9 protein-coding genes are annotated in these 15,581 nt (G+C 41.8%); 1 reads left to right on the top strand and 8 read right to left on the bottom strand.

Annotated features, from left to right (window positions below):
• Window positions 1-38: 38 nt before the first annotated feature.
• The 6 genes from AC1DQW_RS06310 to AC1DQW_RS06285 form a co-directional block, all read right to left on the bottom strand.
• The gene (locus AC1DQW_RS06310; protein ID WP_477453304.1) at window positions 39-3,254 is read right to left on the bottom strand and encodes an efflux RND transporter permease subunit; all 3,216 of its coding nucleotides are present in this window, start codon (window positions 3,252-3,254) and stop codon (window positions 39-41) included.
• Window positions 3,255-3,406: 152 nt separating this feature from the next.
• Window positions 3,407-4,543: an efflux RND transporter periplasmic adaptor subunit gene (locus tag AC1DQW_RS06305; RefSeq protein WP_477453303.1), complete on the bottom strand. Its 1,137-nt coding sequence runs from the start codon at window positions 4,541-4,543 to the stop codon at window positions 3,407-3,409.
• Between the two features lie 292 nt (window positions 4,544-4,835).
• A complete protein-coding gene (locus AC1DQW_RS06300; RefSeq protein WP_477408537.1) occupies window positions 4,836-5,441 on the bottom strand; it encodes a TetR/AcrR family transcriptional regulator in 606 nt (201 codons plus the stop codon).
• An 864-nt stretch (window positions 5,442-6,305) separates the two neighbouring features.
• Window positions 6,306-6,806 (bottom strand): DinB family protein, encoded by a 501-nt coding sequence (locus AC1DQW_RS06295; protein ID WP_477453302.1) that lies wholly within the window; start codon window positions 6,804-6,806, stop codon window positions 6,306-6,308.
• A 36-nt stretch (window positions 6,807-6,842) separates the two neighbouring features.
• The gene (locus tag AC1DQW_RS06290) at window positions 6,843-7,283 is read right to left on the bottom strand and encodes a DUF5990 family protein (protein WP_477453301.1); all 441 of its coding nucleotides are present in this window, start codon (window positions 7,281-7,283) and stop codon (window positions 6,843-6,845) included.
• Between the two features lie 449 nt (window positions 7,284-7,732).
• On the bottom strand, window positions 7,733-8,905 hold the full coding sequence (locus tag AC1DQW_RS06285; RefSeq protein ID WP_477453300.1) for an MFS transporter: 1,173 nt from the start codon (window positions 8,903-8,905) through the stop codon (window positions 7,733-7,735).
• A 177-nt stretch (window positions 8,906-9,082) separates the two neighbouring features.
• On the opposite strand from AC1DQW_RS06285, the gene AC1DQW_RS06280 reads away from it, so the two are divergent.
• Complete coding sequence (locus tag AC1DQW_RS06280) at window positions 9,083-10,243, top strand: putative sensor domain DACNV-containing protein (protein ID WP_477407021.1); 1,161 nt, start codon at window positions 9,083-9,085, stop codon at window positions 10,241-10,243.
• A 305-nt stretch (window positions 10,244-10,548) separates the two neighbouring features.
• Here AC1DQW_RS06280 and AC1DQW_RS06275 read toward each other — a convergent pair whose 3' ends face one another.
• Together AC1DQW_RS06275 and AC1DQW_RS06270 are read right to left on the bottom strand one after the other, a co-directional pair.
• The gene (locus AC1DQW_RS06275; protein ID WP_477453299.1) at window positions 10,549-13,146 is read right to left on the bottom strand and encodes a BamA/TamA family outer membrane protein; all 2,598 of its coding nucleotides are present in this window, start codon (window positions 13,144-13,146) and stop codon (window positions 10,549-10,551) included.
• A gap of 59 nt (window positions 13,147-13,205) precedes the next feature.
• On the bottom strand, window positions 13,206-15,557 hold the full coding sequence (locus AC1DQW_RS06270) for a GAF domain-containing protein (protein WP_477453298.1): 2,352 nt from the start codon (window positions 15,555-15,557) through the stop codon (window positions 13,206-13,208).
• Window positions 15,558-15,581 lie beyond the last annotated feature (24 nt).

Raw genomic sequence — 15,581 nt, 5'->3', positions numbered from 1 at the left:
CTATCCTGACTCTTGATTCTTTACTCTTGATTCTATTCTTAATTATTCTGTAGCTCCAATTTTTTAGCGTCAATGGCATGCCCTTTTTTATGATCTGATCCATCGTTGTTCAGTACAGCCAATGGCACACCACTAATTCGTTCCTGTAATCCCTGGAATATCACAAACAATACCGGGATGATGAATAAACCTAATAGTACCCCTGATACCATCCCGCCGGCAGCACCAATACTTATCGAGTGGTTACCTTGTGCAGATGGACCGGTTGCAATACTCATCGGGAATAAACCGAATACGAAAGCCAGCGAAGTCATGATAATAGGGCGTATCCTCAACCTTGCGGCTTCAATTGCCGATTCAACCAAACCATGCCCGGCCTTGCGTCGCTGTACTGCAAACTCAACAATAAGGATAGCATTTTTGGCTAACAAACCGATGAGCATGATCAAGGCTACCTGTACGTAAATGTTGTTTTCGATACCGGTTAAGCCTAATACCACAAACACACCCAATATACCTGTAGGGATTGAAAGGATTACCGCCAATGGCAATATATAACTTTCATACTGTGCTGATAATAAGAAATATACAAATATCAAACAAAGCATAAATATAACTGCCGACTGCCCTCCCGAAGAAATTTCTTCGCGGGTTTGGCCAGCAAACTCGTAGGCAAAACCCGACGGTAATTGCTCCTTGGCTGTTTCCTGGATGGCCTTAATGGCATCACCGGAACTATAACCCGGTTTTGGGATAGCGTTGATCTCGATAGAGTTGAACAGGTTGTAACGTGAGGCAGTTTCTGAACCATACACACGGGTTAGTTTAACCAGTGTATTGATAGGTACGTTTTCGCCGGTTTTATTTTTAACAAACACCCTGTCAATTGCTGAAGGATCTGTCCTATCCGCAATATCAGCCTGAACTACCACGCGGTAGTATTTACCAAAGCGGTTAAAATCTGATGCCTGTGCAGTACCGAAGTAAGCCTGCATAGTTTGCAAAATGTCTTTGACATTTACACCCAGCTGGTTAGCCTTTTCGTCATCAACTTCTAATTGTAACTGGGGATAATCTGCTTTATAAGAAGTAAAGGCATAAGCGATAGCCGGTTTCTGCATCAGCTTTCCTATAAAGTTATTGGCAACGCCGCTAAATTTATCCAGCTTGCCGTTGGTTTTATCCTGCAACATCACGTCAAGCGCTTCCACGTTACTAAACCCGGGAACGGTTGGAAAACTAAATACGAAGAAGGTACCACCTGGTATGCCACCTAATTTCCCTCTTACTATATTCTGTATATCATCAATATTTTTGACCGCGCCTCTTTCATCATTAGGTTTTAGCAACAGGAAAATTACCCCGGCTGATGGACTGCTGGATTGTGTTAAAAAGTTAAAACCAGATAACGCGGTAACAAACCTTGCTGATGGTAAAGTTTTCAGCTGATCTTCGGCCTGTTTAAAAATCTTATTGGTTCCACTTAACGAAGTTCCGGATGGTGTATTAACAGCTATGGCCACAAAACCCTGGTCTTCGGTAGGGATAAAGCCGGTTTTTGTTTTATTTACCAGGTAAACTGTAGCTGCTACTACCAACACAAGTCCGCCTATACTCAACCATTTTTTACGGATCAGGAACTTTAAGCCGCCTACGTACCTGTTGGTCATATAATTAAAACCACCATTAAAGCCTGCATAAAATTTTTCTAAAAACCCTTTTTTAGGTTCATTATGACCATCTGCACTATGTTTGTTCTTTAAAAACAAAGCGGCAAGTGCAGGACTTAAGGTTAAAGCGTTAACAGCCGATATAATGATAGCTATGGCCATGGTTAACGCAAACTGCCGGTAAAATATACCCGTTGAACCTACCATGAAGCTTACCGGTAAAAATACGGCTGCCATAACCAGCGTAATAGATATAATAGCGCCTGTAATTTCGCGCATAGCCTCGGTAGTTGCTGCTTTTGGGGTAAGGCTTGGGTCGTGTTCCATTTTGGCATGTACCGCCTCTACCACCACAATAGCATCATCCACCACAATACCTATGGCCAGCACCAATGCAAACAGGGTTAAAAGATTAACAGAGAAGCCAAATAGATTCATGAAGAAGAAGGTACCGATAATGGCTACCGGAACTGCTATAGCCGGGATCAGGGTAGACCTGAAATCCTGCAGGAATATAAATACTACTATAAACACCAGTATAAAAGCCTCTACCAGTGTATGCTCAACCTGGTTAATTGACTCATCAAGGTCGGTTTTGGTGCGATAGAACTGATTGTATTTGATGCCGGCAGGAAAATCCTTTGATAACTTTATCATCAGCTTATCAATCTCAATCTGAATTTGGTTGGCGTTTGAGCCCGACAACTGTATGATACCAATAATAATACCGTCGTGCCCGTTCAGGTTACTTACGCTATTATAAGAGTAAGCACCCAATTCAACACGGGCTACATCTTTTAAATGCAATACAGAACCATCTGCATTTGCACGGATAGCAATATTCTGATATTCCTCTGGTTTGGTAAGCTTACCCTTATATTTAATTACATATTCAAATGCCTCGTTACTACGCTCACCAAATTTACCAGGCGCGGCTTCAAGGTTTTTGTCCTGTATAGCTGCCATTACTTCGGCGGGTGTAACTTTGTAAGTAGCCATTTGTGCGGGATTAAGCCAAACACGCATGGAGTAATCCTTAACACCACCAAAAATACTGGCCGAACCTACACCCGTAATACGTTTAATTTCGGGTACAATATTGATCTGTGCATAGTTGGCCACAAAGGTCTGATCGTATTTTTTTGGATCCTCCGTATAGATAGCCATAGCACCTATGAAGCTGTTTTGTTGCTTGGTAGTAGTTATACCATATTGCACAACTTCGGCAGGTAACTGGCTTGTAGCCTGTGAAACACGGTTTTGAACGTTTACCGCCGCCTGATCGGGGTTGGTACCTTGTTTAAAATAAACGGTGATACCCAACGAACCGTCGTTACTGGCGGTTGAGGTCATATAGGTCATATTTTCCACACCGTTAATCGCTTCTTCTAATGAAGGCGTAACAGAACGTAAAATAGTTTCGGCATTAGCGCCCGGGTAAACTGCAGATACCAATACTGCCGGAGGGGCAATATCCGGGAATCGCTCTAAGGGCAGTTTTGTTAAACCAAGTACACCAACTATCACCAATAATATGGAGATCACTGTGGAGAGTACCGGTCTTTCTATAAATTTTTGAAACATGATTTTGTGATTTTAATTTCGGAATTCGGAATTTCGACTTCGGATTTATCAGACGCTATTTATCATTTCGTAAATGAACGATACAAACGGCAACCAATTAAACCTTTCACCTTTGGCCTTTCGCCTTTTACCTAAATTCTAACTCTTGATTCTTATTTATTAACTACAGCAGCAACTTTATCGGCCGCTTTTTGAGGTGCTATTACCGTACCTTCAACTAAGTGGTCCATACCGCTTAACACAATTTGGTCGCCGGCTTTAAGGCCATCTTTAACCAGGTAGTTTTCGCCGCTTTTGCCTATGATATTGATAGGTACTTTTTTCACCTTGTTGCTATCTGCAAGGGCAAAAACAAATACTTTATCCTGCATTTCAACAGTAGCCGATTCCGGTACAATTAATGCATCGGTATGGTGTAAGCTCAGGCGCACTTTACCGGTGTTGCCGGCACGTAATAAACCATCCGGATTGGCAAAGTTTGCCCTGATGGTGATAGCGCCGGTATTTTTATCAAACTGGCCGTCGATCACATCGATTTTACCTTGCTTAGCGTATTCGCTGCCATCAGCTAATAATAATGATACTGATGGTAAGTGTTTCAGCTTGTCTTTCAAAGTTTCGCCGGGATATTGTTCTTTAAAACTTACAAAATCCTTTTCGCCTAAAGAGAAGTAAACATGCACATCGTGTACATCAGATAGCTGTGTTAATGCTTCAACATCCTGCGGAGTAACTAAACTTCCTTGTTTTTTAAGTAAACGACCTATATAACCGTTAACAGGTGCTTTAATGAGGGTATAACCCAAATTGATTTGTGCAGTTGATACATTTGCTTTAGCCGATTCGATATTGGCTTTAGCAACCTGGAAAGCAGCCTTTGCTGTTTTTAACTGGTAATCAGAAACTACTTTGTTTTCAACCAATGGAGTTAATTTATCTACTTCCAGTTGCGCGTTTCCCTGGGCAGCTTCCGCAGCATGCAGACTTGCTAAAGCGTTGTTTAATGCTGCGCGGTAAGGCTGATCGTTTATTTTAAATATAGGCTGACCAGCGCTTACAAAGGCGCCTTCGTCAACAAATACTTTGTCTAATGCACCGCTTACCTGCGGCCTTACTTCTACGTTAACAGTACCTTCTATAGATGCAGGATATTCCTGGTAAGTGGTTTGATTGCCTGATGTTATACTTGCTACAGGTAATGCTGGTGGAGGTGGCGCCTGCTGCGTTTGCGGCTTGGGCGAGCAACCATATAATGTAAGTGCTAAGAGCGCTAATGTGATACTTTTCATGATGATTAATTTTAAAGTGATAGATGATTTGTGAAAAATAGCCTTGCGGCCGGTTGTTATATATTGAGTTAATTGTTTTCTTGTTATTATTATATGTGTGTAATAAGGTTAAATGATAACCATATAATTAAAAATTAGCTGTGCTAATGGTGCTTTGCAGATTTAGTAGCATCAGATAGTTTTATGCTGTTTATTAATGTTATGTAAAAGTTAAGATCCATGATGATGTTATTTGTTTTTGTTTACTTAACAGTGTTAAATGGTTTAACAATGTTAAAATTATGTTAAAAAATCAATCCGGTTTAATGGATTTGATGATGCCAGTGATAGTATCCGTTAGTACCTGGCGATTAATGTCGTCTGATGAACCGCGGCTTAACAGGTTGATAGATACCAAACCATGTACAACCGACCAAAAAGTGTAATATTTAGTACAGATGATATCAGAAGCAGGGTTATCAATATGCATTACTTTTCCAATCACATCGGTGAACAGGTCCCATGGCATTACTGATTCTTCGAGCTTATTGATCTCCTCGCAACAACAATTTGTAGTTACTCCAAACATGATCTGGTAAAGCTCTTTGTTGGCAAAAGCAAAGTTCCAGTAAGCCAGCCACATGGCTTCCAGTTGTTTTTCTGGTAAGCGATGTTTTTCATGAGCCGTCCTCAAATCCTGCGCTAAAATAAGATAGCCTTTGCGGGCAAGTTCAAGCAGGATAGCCTCTTTATTGGCAAAGTACTCGTATATGATAGGTGCGGTATATTCTATTACATCGGCAATTTTGCGCATACTTAAAGCTTGCCATCCCTCCTCTTTTACAATATGGAGCGCGGCATCCAGGATGTTGATCCTGGTTTCGTCTTTTAAGCGTTGAATACGTTCTTTACTGGCCATTTTATTTACGCGATAAACTATTTAACAGCGTTAAGCAAATATATAACTGTTTATCGGCCCATAGTACCATCGCTTTGTAAAATTGAGATCATCTAAATGTCAGGAGGTGGGAGAGGAATTAAGAGTTGAGAATCAGGAGAAGCGCAATTCCACGCGTCATTACCTACCAGCGTGGCTGGAAAAAAAAAGTAATGACATCTTAAAAAAGAGCGTCATTGCGAGGAGGTACGACGAAGCAATCCCCAAAATACAGATCGGATTTGCACGGCTACTCTGTAATTCCTACCGTGTGTACACAAGTAAGTATGCTCCATTAGGAGCAACCTGTTTGTAGTAATTTTGAACAAAAGACAAGATTGCTCCATAGGTGCACCCCCCTATTAACAAGGCAATTAACATTGATATTGGAGTGTAGCCTCTACGAGGCAAAGGTTAATGGGCATGTCTTTTCTACAAATAAGTAGCACCTAACGGTGCAGGCTGTTCTTTTTCACTTGTGTACACACGGTAGCTGTAATTCGGGGATTGCTTCGTACCTTATAATGACGTGTTTGTAAGTTATTGATTTTCAGTACTGTTTTTTAATATAATCTATGTCATTGCGAGGCACGAAGCAATCGCATGCTATACAGAGCGGACCTGCACAGTTCGCGATTGCCGCGCTGCGCTCGCAATGACATGGTTGTTGTTAGCCCCTAAAACCAGCACGTCATCGCCATTTTTTCCAGGATTATCTTGGTGGTTACTCGTATGACGGGTAAGAGGCTATGTGTAAAAACGAATTGATAATCAATGACTTATAATAACTCGCAGGTTTGTGCCTGAGCCTGAACCTGTCTTTATTCTTAACACTTACCCCTCCCCCTACTTCTCTGCCAAATAAATCAGCTGTCCCAAATGGTATCCCTGGTGAATAGTTCTGTTAATCAGGATATTCAGTTTGTTACGATGAGGTTCCTTCGCAAAATCCTCTGCAGATACGGCGCTGTGTTTGGTAAACCATTCTGCAGGTTGCATGGTATCGAATTTTTGTTTGAGTGCAGTATTTACATTATGCCAGTATTCCTTGATTACACCTATCGATGGTCGTTCAAGTCCGGATGTCTCGGAATTTTTAAGAAAAATCCTGTCCAGGTCTGGATAAAGCCTGTCGCCAAGTTCCAAAAAAGTAAATAATCCATCACTCACTGCAGCCAGGTGCCCCAGCAGGTAATTACCTGTATTACGACCGGGCGCAGTTTGGGCTGCAAGCTGGTCGTCAGTAAGTTTATCCAACAAAGCATTTAAACGGGTATTTTGCAGTTCCCAGTTTGATATTGCCATTTTGATGAATAATTCTGTTGTTACTTCGTGTTGAGTTTCCATGATGGGTGTTTATGTTTTTAACTATGTGAGATGTATTTAATTATGCTGATTTATTTTCCAGCCATCAAAAGGCTTAACAGTTGCACAATTTGGTGTTCCATCTTTTGCAGTCCCTGGTACCTTTGTTTCCAGGATTAATTTAGGGCCTGCATTAAGCTGATCAATAGTATCCCAGGTAATGCCGGTTAATGGTATTTTAAGCCTTCTTGCCCAGGAGCCAATTTGCCCGGCCAAAGTTCCTATATCTATATAAATAAAATTGTTTGGGTATGGGCCTTGTACATAAGGGCTGCTGAATTTGGGCAAACTGTCTTTTAACCTGTCGCCTTTAATATTAACGGCTAAGTAAAAATGCAGGTCTTCCGAGTTGGATCGCTGCGTTTGTACAGTTTCATATATGCTGCCCGATCCTTTTTGCAGACCAAAGTCGACATTGGCAGGTGGCTTTTGCAGAATAATATGAAGAGATAATTCCATAGCAGATAAATTAAAGGCTTTTAGAAGCTGTTTAAATTTGATTTATTAATGTTTTTATACTTCTAATGATGAAGAACATATCCAGGCGTCATTGCGAGGCACGAAGCAATCCCCGCCTTACAGAGTAGCATTGCAAATCCGATCTGTATAGTTTGGGATTATTAATGTTGTGTTTTTATTTTCATAGGTATTAATGAGCTCCCTGCGGTCGGTTATCTTCGTACCTCGCAATGACGGTCTGTTTATTTGTTTTATGCCACCAAGGTATTACTTATAAAGTAAACCCGTAATTCTTTGCCCATTTATCTTTGATCCCGGCACGTGATTTTACAAATTCATGATCTGCGCCCTGTGCAATGACATTCAGTAGGTAATAGGCGTTGACCTTTATCCAGGTTAATTAGGTGAGGTACCGTATTGCCAACCCTCCGGTGCCGAATATGCTATAATTAGCTTACCGGTGAAACTGCAACAGGCTCTTCCTTCAGCTGCGATACCATCACAATAATCAACGCACCAAAACCTGCAACTATGCCAAATGCCCAGCGCAAGCCTGCGGCCTGTGCTATAAAACCCACTGCCGGTGGTATAATCAGGAAACCCAGGTAGCCTACAGTTGAAACTGCGGCAAGGGCCTGGCTGGTATTCATGCTTTGCGATTTGCCCGCCATGCTGAATACCAGGGGCACAATACATGATACCCCCAACCCTACCATGGCATAACCAATATAAGTGGTATAGGTATAAGGCAAAATAATACAAAACAATAAACCAGCAGTTACCAGGATACCATTGAGCGTAAGTACTTTTTTAATCCCTGCCGAGGCCACCAGCCTATCCCCAGTAAACCTGCCAATGGTCATGGATACCATATAAACCACAAATGCCGCTGTTGCAGCAGATTTAGACGGATGAACTACCTTTTGAAAATAAATGCCGCTCCAATCATACATGGTATTTTCGCAGGCCATCGATGCAAAACATATCAGTGCAAATTTTACCAGGTGCTTATCGGGTAATTTAAAGCCCGATGTACCTGATGTAACCACTGGTTTTTCATAATAAATGTGCGGGTAAAAAATGGCCGTTGTAATCAGCATGGCAATGCCCACTATTAACAGGTGCCAGGATGCCGCTACATTATAGGATACCATTACGTATCCTACAGCTGCCCCGGCAAAACCGGCAATGCTCCAGATACCATGAAAGGTTACCATGATAGATTTGGGGTAAAAAGCCTGGATACTCACCGCCTGCGAATTTGTTGACAGGTTGTATATGTTACGTGCAGAGCCAAAGAAAAAAAGCAGTATTACCAATTGCCACACATAGGTGGTAAAGCCGGGCACACATAGTAATAAATTAAAAGCAATGGCGCCAGTAAGCATAATACTTTTGCTGCTAAAGTGCTTCAGCATTTTTGCTGTTATGGGTATGGTAAGCATTAACCCTATTGGCAAAGCAAACAAAACCGCCCCTAACTGTGCCTCATTTAAATGCAGCTGTTGTTGAATAGATGGTATGCGTGATGCCCATGACGAATATCCAAAGCCAGAAATGAAGAAGAAAACCCCGCAGGCAAATCTTAATTTCGATCTGTGCGGAACGGTAGCACTATCCATGGTCCAAAAGTAAAAATAAATTATTTACCAGCCATCTGCTTCCGTACCCTGATGCGGCCCAATTATCGGCTAATTGCAATTTTGAGGCATTTGTTTGTGATGGCGATAAAGAACGCCTATTTTTGGTAAAACAATCTATTAACCGGCCGTACCAGCCTGGAATCATTCTTATAAAACATGGAATCAAGGAGTATTACCTCTGAACCAACCTATAAAGCTGCCCGTGTTGTAGCCCCGTCATTAGAGCGGCATTTTAAACATTTCCATTCTATGGTAAATGCAGAAAATGAGGCCGACCTTGCTGCTCCTACTCCTGATATCCCAACAATTGAGGCTATCATCGATATCTCTTTTTGGGCCAGCCTGCGTCGTGAAGAAGGTTATTCGCCTAAATTTACTTTGGCTTTTTTACCGCCGGAGAGCGCCGGGCAACCGCTTTTGTTCGGCCATAAAATAAAACTTGCGCCAAATATCCTCACCAAATTTGCGTCGGCGGTTCAACAGCCAGGTATCCACCTTGGTGTTTGGATAGAGGATGGCGAACTTTATGTATGGGGCACTACACTTGCCATACCCGCCTATTGTTTTGTGCTGGAGGTGATAGAACCCGGGCTGCTTGTGGTAAAACATCGCCGTGTAGATGGTTTTGGTAAGTTTGTGAACATTGCCATTTTAAAAGGCGATGATATTAAAGTGGTTGATGAACAGGGCTCCACCCTGTCCGATTGCCCCACCATCCTTACTTCTATGCTTGATTTTACCCTGCCATCTTCCTGGAATGATCCGGTGAATGTGCTGGTACAATTAGCCGCATCTATGCAGGCCCATAAACGCGGTGGTATACTGCTGGTTGTACCATCTGATAATGACGACTGGACAGAATCTATCATCTCTCCTATCTCTTACCCGGTTTCTCCGGCTTTCTCAGGCCTTACAGATCTGATGATCCACGAGGGCATCGAAAAATATCATACTTCGTGGCAGGAAAAACTGCGTCGCGCTGTTGATACTATTGGCGGCCTAACATCTATAGATGGCGCCACAGTAATTAACGATAAGCACGAATTGCTTGCCTTTGGCGCCAAAATTGGCCGCTCATCAAAAAGTACGCGCGTAGAGGAAATTATTGTTACCGAGCCGGTTGTAGGCTGCTCAACCAAAGTAATTCATCCGGCACAAAATGGCGGTACACGGCATTTATCGGCGGCGCAATTTGTGTTCGATCAAAAGGATGCAATTGCGCTGGTAGCCTCACAGGATGGAAGATTTACTGTTTTTGCATGGTCGCCGATAGTGAATATGGTACATGCACACCAGATAGATATATTGCTGCTGTAATTAAAATTGTAATCCTTAGTTGTAAAATTTCGAAAATTTCTGAAGGGGGAATGACGTATATCGGATGGCTGCGAGTCGACTCACCCCGACGATCCGTTAGCTAACGGACGTCTGCCTCTCTCCGACTGCGTCGCATAGAGGGGCAATACAACAAAAATTGAGCTTCACCCTCTTTGCAGCACAGCCGGAGGGTCGGCCATCCGCCGACTGGGATCTATACGCTAACTATACATATTAGCTATTCAAGATACAGAATAGATGCTTCTTTGCGTTCTGCATTACAAGGCTTTTAAAGTTAGTTGCTCCTAAAACCTCAACCCTATAGAAATATAAGGCAGTGATCCTTCTTTTGAAAAGCCCATCACAGCCTCAATTAAAACCAGTTGCGCGGGGATAATGTAAATACCACCACCATAGCCATCGTGCCATTGGTCTGATTTTTCGCCTGGTGCCCAAACACGGCCTACATCGTTAAAGCCGATAACGCCTATTGAACCGGGTAGCAGGTAGGATGCAAAATCGAGCACTTTTAGGCGGAGTTCGAGGTTATTGTAAGCAATAGACTTACCGGTGAACCTGTTGGTATGAAAGCCCCTGAAGTTTTGAGCGCCACCCAGCTTCATTTGCTGAAAATAGGCAGCATCACCTATTGTTGTACCTAAACCTGTTCTGTTGGCTATAACCAGTATCGAATCCTTGTCGGGATTGAGGTAAAAACTAAACTCGGAAAGTATTTGTCCGTAAGTATTATGACTGTTGCTGCTTAAACCGGTAAAGCCGCTTATTGTGGTATTCCAATAAAGCCCTTTTGTAGGAATGGTTGCTTTGTTACGTGTATCCAGCTGTGCATTGGCCAATATCCCGGTGTAAAACTTTGTTCCGAACACATTTTCACCAGGATTCCCCTGATTGTAATTACCTAAAAACCTATTGGTATTGTTGGATGATTTACTATTGTAATATTGCCCTGCCACTCCTTCACTGAAGTGCCAGCTGCCCTGAGTTTGTTTTAAAGAGACATCGGCGGTGATATAATCATATTTGTTTCGATAATAACTAATCTTCTTATCGTCTTTATTTTCGAAAGCAGTATTATTACCTATACCAAAGAAATTGCTTAGGTTATTTGGCCCCCTTGAAAGGATGTTGATGCCAATATCATTGTTACCAATGGCTTTCTTCCAGTCGGCAATATAAGTTAACAGGAACGATCTTCTTGACAAATTATAGCTGACGAGAAACTCTTCCCTGAAAGCATATGGTTCTTTGCGGAAGCCATGTTTTTCGAGAGAAAAGCCAGCGATGAGTGATATCCCAAGGTCTGTGCTGTAATTAGCCAGCACAATAGGCTCAAAACGGTCGAATTTAAAACTTTGTTTATTGTATTGATTTACGGCAGTATCTGTTGAGGTACGGATTTTTACGTCTGTGGATGGCGGCAATTTATTCTGTTGATCAGATCGATCGTATAAAAAGAGCTTACCCTTATTGTGCAGGTTTTTATCAACATAAAAACTGTCCACACCATCACCGCCAACCATACGTACTGTTATTGGTGATGGTTGGGTACCTGTTACTGAAAACTGGTCATCGCCTGCAAAACCATACAGTCTTACCTCCTTGGTCACATCAGGTTTAAAGGTGCGCTGGTAGGTTACTTTATCAACACTTCCGTCTTTTTTTATTTTATTTACTGCTACGGTAAGATTGCCGCCTGCCTGGTTACTTAGGGTAAACTTGTCGGTTTTATCGCTGGCGGGGATCTCTACTTCTTTGGCGATGAAACGATAGTATTCCAGCGCCTGTTTATCCAGTATATTCCTTCGGGCAATCATCTTTTCGATGATCTCTGGTCCCGAAAGTTTGTAGATGGTATCGGGCATCAGCTTAACCGCGCGTTTAATCACGTCGTCGGTTAGTTTGTTTTGTACAAAGGCTATCTGCTCTTTCCAGTCTTCTTCGCTTAGCGCATTCAAAAAGTACCGGTCAAAATAGCGGGCATTAAAATTCCATCCGTTGATATCTCTTATCTCCCTGCTATATCCCTGGAACTTTGATTTTAGCCATTGATGCGCAACTATCCAGGGGAACAGCCCCGAGGTTTTATAATAAACCTGGTCACGATCGCGGGGAATGGGTTCATAGATGGTTTCGTGCTGGCCATCCAGTTTTTCCCAGCGCCATTGATCTTCGTGCCGATCCCAATCGCCCAATAGCATATCCAGCAGGCGGGCCCGTAGTACTGTTTTTTCATCAACGCGGTTGTCGTTATCATCCTGGAGCTTTCGCTGTACTTTTTCGGTATTATCGGTTTTTTCAGCATCCAGCGGCTCACGTTCTTCAAACAGGAAAACCTGGTTGGCAAAATCTTTACGGTATTCGCCCAAAGCAGGATCATCCGGTACATAAACAATTTTAGGATTAGAATGCGGTATACCCAATGCCGATGCCAATGGCGGCACAGTTAATGCCGAAAACGGGTGCGCGGCTGATACCTGGTCCTGCAAAATATCCTTTGCCACAGTGGGGCGTAAATTGGGTGGTAAACCTTTTTCAGGGTATTTTTGGATGGTTCGCAATACCCATTGCTGCCCTGTTTGGTCCTGCAGGCGAAGGGATTTGGTTTGCTGGCCACCGCCCCTTTGCAAGATCTTTAAGCCTCCCTTTTCGGTTGATATATGAAAGATGCTGAGCTTTACAGGGGCCGCCCAAAGTTTTCGGTAATTCTCACCCAGGAAAAAACGATGAGTGCCGCTTACATTATTGTATTGGGGCTCAATGGCGAGTTTTATACTATCGCCTGTTGATTGTGCATTTACACGGCTGGCATTAAAAAAAATTACCCCTAATAAAAACGGGAATAGCGCTTTAAAAGGTTTTATATCAAGGTATTTGTGTTTCAAAGCTAACCGACTATATCATGCATATTACACAATAGTTTTAACTTAAAATAGTTTTATTTTTATGATTTAAACTCATAATTAACACCAACCCTTAAGGCTTTTAGGCCGGTAACACCTTGCAGTTCTTCCAACTCAAGGTATTCAAGGTCATTGTTGAGTATATGGCGTTCCTGCAGGTACTTGATGTATTCCTGGTATTCAGCCGCTTCATTTTGGTTAAAATATACCATCGCTATTTTACCAGGCTGGGTAAGCCGCTCAACAGTACCTGCTATCAAAACCTTATCAATACGTTTTTTTACAACTTCGTACCTGATATTATAAGCCCCCTCTACATCAAAACGCCTTTCATCATTCCTGAAACTAATGTCTATAGCGTTTGAATGTATAAATATCAGCTGTGTTGTTTGCAGCGGGCGCGAAATCTGATCGGCTAAGCCATTGGTAAGCTTGGCAATTTCGGCCATCGAGCGCAATTGCCAAAGGCGGATATTTTTAAGGTATAGCAAATCAAAAACCCGGTTGGGCGCAATGGATTGGCCAATATAGATGTCATATTCCACCCCATCGGTCCTGAATTTTTCAAAATAACAAGGGAATGACTCCTGTACCTCATCCTGGGCTACCTCCAGGTAATGGTTAATGCTGGTATTGATGAGCTGCATGGAGTTTTCCAGGTTGCGGCGGTTGGCGAATGATAGGCCGGTTTCTTCAGACAAGGCCTCAAAATATTTATCAATCACCGCTTTTTCCTCCGGATAGTTTTGCCTGAAGTGGTTTAAGAATGGGCTCAATTCATCACGCAGAAAGCTATCCAGCGTAAGCTCATCGTTGGTAGTGATAAAACCACTTACCTTTTGCTGCCAGTCCTCGCATTTAAATACCAGGTTATCAATAAGGCTTAAGTGAATATTCTTTTTTAATGCCTTTAAAGTTTTCATAATAAGAGCAAGCAGGGCTTCAAGGTCATCCTGTAAAGCAGTATTGCGCTCGATAGTAGAGTTGCGGATATCTATTGCTCCAAACAATGGGTAAACATTATCAAAAACCACGGTTTCTATCTCCTGGTTCTTGCGCTTTTTATCCCATTTTGTAAGATATGTCCAGGCTACCTCATTAAATTTCCATTGAACAGATGGCTGCAGCGAGGTAAATTTGTTCTTAATAACTTTCTCTATACGTTCATCAAACCGGTCGATACTGTTTTGCAGTAACTGGGCAACTAACGGAATAGCTGTTTGCAATTTGGAGAGCAGTTTTTCGTAAAAGCTTATTTCTTTATACGAGTAAACTTCCATTATACCTACATTTTTTTTATTGTAATAAACAGGGAAAATTCCGTAAGATTTAACGCCGGCTTGTTTTAACACTTTAAGGAAAGGGAATTTTGATACCTTTTCATCACTGATGGTATTAAAAAATATCGGCTTGGGGTTTCTGTTATAATCGCCGGCAATTGAATCGAAAGCTTCTTCGCCCAGGCTGTATTGCTTTGCTGACGAAATTAAAATACTTTGTGAACATTCATCGTTGTCAAATACCGGCTTATTATTAACAGTTAAAAATGGCATTAATCCAAACTCAATCGATGGATCTTCGGCCAGTGTTTTTAACGACTGGATAATATGCTCATATTGTTCTGTCTCATTATTGGTAGAATGATTAACCAGCTCACTCCTGATACTTTCCATGGCATGTGGAAGAGTAACATCTGTTAAAGTAATTACCGTAAAACCCTGGAACATAAAATTCGACAGTGGTAAAATACGTTCCAATGTCTCTATTCCTTCAAAATCATTGAGGTAGGGCTCTATAGTTTCAAAGTTCAGTACAGGTAAATCACCTTTTGCTATGATATTTACGAACTGTGCATTGGTGAAAATACTGTAATAGCGCGTAAGGTTTGTTTCCGGATCTATATAACTGTACAACAGTTCGTTTTTAAGCACGGTACTGAAGCCATACATCCGCTCCAATATCAGGTTAAAAACAAACCTTCTCTGGCGTTGCATAAACATTTCAGTATCAGGTATATTTTCCGCATATATACCAGAGTAATGACTGGAATGAAAATTAAAGAACGCTTCGGTACTGAAAAAGATCTTATCTGGTATAGGTGTACTTAACGCCCAGTAAAATTCCTTTTCATTAAGTATAGGTGGTGTTAGTATGCTATAAATAAGTTCCAGCATTTCACGGTACGTCTCTGCATGCTCCGGATTTAGTTCCAGGTCAATACAGGTATCTGTTTCAAACTTATTGAGTACGTATTTGTAAAACTCGGTTTTGAGGGTTTTTTCGGTGATTACGCGCTCCTTTAAATGTTCAACAAATGGATTGAATGACAGGCACATATCTACCAGGCAAACAGTACAATCGTTTTTGCTTATATTTAATACTTCGGTGTGCATTTTTATAATAAAAAATTACCCTTG

Source organism: Mucilaginibacter sp. P5_A4 (assembly GCF_056400605.1).
This window is presented reverse-complemented; position numbering and strand designations above follow the sequence as displayed.

What these genes read in the sequence shown, in the direction of transcription:
- AC1DQW_RS06310 (WP_477453304.1), bottom strand. Translation starts at nt 3,254, where the DNA reads ATGTTTCAAAAATTTATAGAAAGACCGGTACTCTCCACAGTGATCTCC.
- AC1DQW_RS06305 (WP_477453303.1), bottom strand. Translation starts at nt 4,543, where the DNA reads ATGAAAAGTATCACATTAGCGCTCTTAGCACTTACATTATATGGTTGC.
- AC1DQW_RS06300 (WP_477408537.1), bottom strand. Translation starts at nt 5,441, where the DNA reads ATGGCCAGTAAAGAACGTATTCAACGCTTAAAAGACGAAACCAGGATC.
- AC1DQW_RS06295 (WP_477453302.1), bottom strand. Translation starts at nt 6,806, where the DNA reads ATGGAAACTCAACACGAAGTAACAACAGAATTATTCATCAAAATGGCA.
- AC1DQW_RS06290 (WP_477453301.1), bottom strand. Translation starts at nt 7,283, where the DNA reads ATGGAATTATCTCTTCATATTATTCTGCAAAAGCCACCTGCCAATGTC.
- AC1DQW_RS06285 (WP_477453300.1), bottom strand. Translation starts at nt 8,905, where the DNA reads ATGGATAGTGCTACCGTTCCGCACAGATCGAAATTAAGATTTGCCTGC.
- AC1DQW_RS06280 (WP_477407021.1), top strand. Translation starts at nt 9,083, where the DNA reads ATGGAATCAAGGAGTATTACCTCTGAACCAACCTATAAAGCTGCCCGT.
- AC1DQW_RS06270 (WP_477453298.1), bottom strand. Translation starts at nt 15,557, where the DNA reads ATGCACACCGAAGTATTAAATATAAGCAAAAACGATTGTACTGTTTGC.